Annotated in this window: 3 protein-coding genes; 2 read left to right on the forward strand and 1 reads right to left on the reverse strand. The window is 69.8% G+C overall.

Features of this window, described 5'->3' with window-relative positions; translation table 11 throughout:
- Together ACYC1Z_RS14925 and ACYC1Z_RS14930 are read left to right on the forward strand one after the other, a co-directional pair.
- Positions 1-292, forward strand: a 292-nt coding sequence (locus ACYC1Z_RS14925) for a beta-eliminating lyase-related protein (protein WP_461410299.1), incomplete at its 5' end; no start/stop codon positions are given.
- 223 nt (positions 293-515) lie between these two features.
- On the forward strand, positions 516-2,675 hold the full coding sequence (locus ACYC1Z_RS14930) for a TonB-dependent receptor (RefSeq protein WP_461410300.1): 2,160 nt from the start codon (positions 516-518) through the stop codon (positions 2,673-2,675).
- 36 nt (positions 2,676-2,711) lie between these two features.
- On the opposite strand, the gene ACYC1Z_RS14935 is transcribed toward ACYC1Z_RS14930, so the two are convergent.
- Positions 2,712-3,094, reverse strand: a 383-nt coding sequence (locus ACYC1Z_RS14935) for a lipoate protein ligase C-terminal domain-containing protein (RefSeq protein ID WP_461410301.1), incomplete at its 5' end; no start/stop codon positions are given.

Below are 3,094 nucleotides of genomic sequence, written 5' to 3' on the forward strand. Positions count from 1 at the left end.
TCCCGGGCAGGCGCTGGTGGCCGCCCTGTACCGTGAGGCGGGGATCCGGGCGGTGGAGATCGGGACGGTCATGTTCGGGCGGCACGACGCGGCCACCGGCACGGAGAGCGCCGCGCCGATGGAGCTGGTGCGGCTGGCGATCCCGAGGCGGGTGTACACGCAATCGCACATCGACTACGTCGCCGAGGCGATCGGGGAGATCGCGGGGCGGAAGGACCAGCTGCGCGGGTTCCGGTTCACGGAGCAGGCCCCGGTCCTGCGGCACTTCACGGCGAGGTTCGAGGAGTTGTAGCGAAGGCAGGTCACACCGACGACGTACTACTTATCACTTACGACTTGTGTCTCCTGCTCCGGCGGTAAGGGCCTCCGCCCGCCCGGCCGGGAGGCACCAGTGATCGGCGATAAGTTGTCAGTGGTCAGTGCCCCCGCCTCGGAACAACGGACCTCGGCCCGCGGCGTCCAGCACTTCGCCTCGCCCATCCGTACATTGGGCCATGCGACTCGCACTTACCCTCATGATCGCGGCAGCACCCGTCGTTGCCGCGCAGCAGCCCGCCCCCACCGCCCCAACCGCCCCCACCGCCGGGGCCCGCGATTCCGCGGTGGGCTTGCCGCAGGTCACCGTCACGGCCACGCGCAATCCGGCGTCGATCCTCTCCACTCCCATCGCCGTCACCAAGCTCACCCCGCGCGACCTGCGCGGGGTGAGCGGTTTCGGGCTCGACGAGGCGCTGGAGAAGGTGCCGGGGGTGATCGCCCAGTCGCGGTACGGGACGAACGACATCCGGCTCATGATTCGCGGCTTCGGCGCGCGGGGCGCGGGCGATCGCTCCAACTCCGGCACGTCGCGTGGGGTGCGCATCCTCCTCGACGGCTTTCCCGAGACGGAGCCTGACGGACGCACCGCCCTCGATCAGCTCGACCTCGCTGCCGCCGAGGCGGTGGAGGTGATCCGCTCGAACGCCTCGAGCGCCTGGGGGAACGCGGCGGGGGGCGTGGTGAACGTGATCAGCACCCCCATTCCCGGCGAGCGCACCTGGTATGCACAGACGGTGCTGGGAAGCCACGGGCTCGCGCGCCACGTCGCGCGCATCGCCACCCCGCTTGGCGGCGACCCGGGGAAGGGGATGGCGTTCGGCACCTTCACGAACACGGGCTTCGGCGGCTGGCGCGAGCACTCCTCGGCGCGCCGCGCGCTGCTCAACCTGGGCGCCTACGGGCACGTGGGGAACAAGACGCGTCTGGGCATGTACCTCGCCGCCGCGAACAACCTGATGCACGTGCCCGGGCCACTCACTCAGGCACAGGTGGATTCGGCACCGACGCAGGCGAACGCCAGCTACCGGCGGCGCGACGAGCGCCGCTACAACCGCTCCGGGCGCCTGGGGGTGAGCGTGGACCACGACGTGGACGCGAGCAGCTCGCTCTCCACGCAGCTCTACGTGAACCCGAAGTACCTGCAGCGGTCGGAGCGCAACACCTACCGCGACTTCACCCGCTACCACTTCGGCGGCAACGTGATCGGGCGGAAGGTGGTGCAGACCGGAAGCTGGTCCTCCCGTCTCACCGCCGGATTCGACGCCGCCTACCAGGATGGGGCGATCCTCTTCTACAACCTGTCCGCCACGCAGGGGCGCGGGACCACCCTGGCCGACAACAAGGGGGAGGGGGCGAAGAACCTCGGTGCCTTCCTTCAGGACGAGCTGTCGCTCACCGAGCGGCTCTCGCTACTGCTCGGCGCCCGGTGGGATCAGGTGCAGTACAACTACCGCAGCTACATGGCCAGCGCGCCGGTGCCGCGCGACAGCAGGGACTTCCGCAAGGTCAGTCCCAAGCTCGGGGTGAACTGGCGCGCCGGCGCCAGCGGGACGCACGCGGTGTACGCCAACGTGGGCGGTGGGATCGAGGTGCCCGCCGGAAACGAGACCGATCCCACCCCCGGCGCGCCCCCCGCCCTCCTCAACCCGCTGCTCGCGCCGATCCGCACCACGTCGTACGAAGCCGGTGTCAAGTCGGTGGGGGTGCTTGCCGGGCCGCTCGCCATGTCGTGGGACCTCGCGCTGTATGACATCGAGGTGGCCAACGACGCCATTCCCTACGCCTCGGGACGCTACTACGTCACCGCGGGGAAGGGACGGCGGCAGGGGGCGGAGCTGGGCGTCAGTGCGCAGGGATGGCAGGGGGTGCTCGCCAGCGCGGCGATCGCCGCTTCGCGGAACCGGTACCTCGAATACTTCGTGGATTCGGCGGTGATCGCCCCCGGTGATCCGGCGCGGACGGAGAAGGGGGCGGACTATTCGGGGAACGAGGTAATCGGCATTCCCTCCTTCATGGCCAACGCCGAACTCGGGACGGCGGTGCCCGGTGCGCACCCGCTGCGGTTGAAGGTCGGGATCGAGCGCTCCGGCGCGTATTTCGCCGACGACGCCAACCGGGTGCGGGTGCCCGGCTATACCGTGGTCAACGTGGGCGCCGAGCTGCGCGAACCGGTGCTGGCGGGGCTGACCGGGGGGGGTGGAATTCGCGGATTCGTCACGATCCGGAATGTGACGAACCGGAGGTACGTCGGGTCGGCATTCCTGAACCCCGACCTGGTGGGGGGCGCTCCCGCCGCCTTCGAGCCGGGAATGCCGCGCTCGTTCGTGGTGTCCCTGTCCGTGGGGCGGTTCCGCTGACCGCTCGCCGGCGACGCGGGCGGGCTCGAACGACAATCAGGGACTGATGAGCGAGAGGAACTCGTCGTGCGGCACGTCGCCGAAGTAGTCGGCGACGGCCACGTCGCGCAGCGCTTCCTCGATGGCGCCAGGCTTCCACTCGATCCCCACGAGCCGCGACTCCAGCTCGGCCAGGTCCAGCCGGCCCATGAAGTCGCCGAAGAAACGGATGCCCGCTATCCCGTTGTCCTGCACGTCGATGCGCGCGTCGATCTCCCCCGCCTGGAATCGCTTGACCCGCTGCACGGTGCAGGGCGGATTCTCGCCGAAGTTCCAGCTCCAGTTGCCGTACTTCGTCGCCTTCAATTCGTGCACGGCGGCCCAGTCGGCGTCGGTGAGCTCGATGGAGGGGATGTGCGCGCGGCGCCGCGTGCCGAAGA

This window comes from Georgenia sp. (assembly GCF_054605595.1).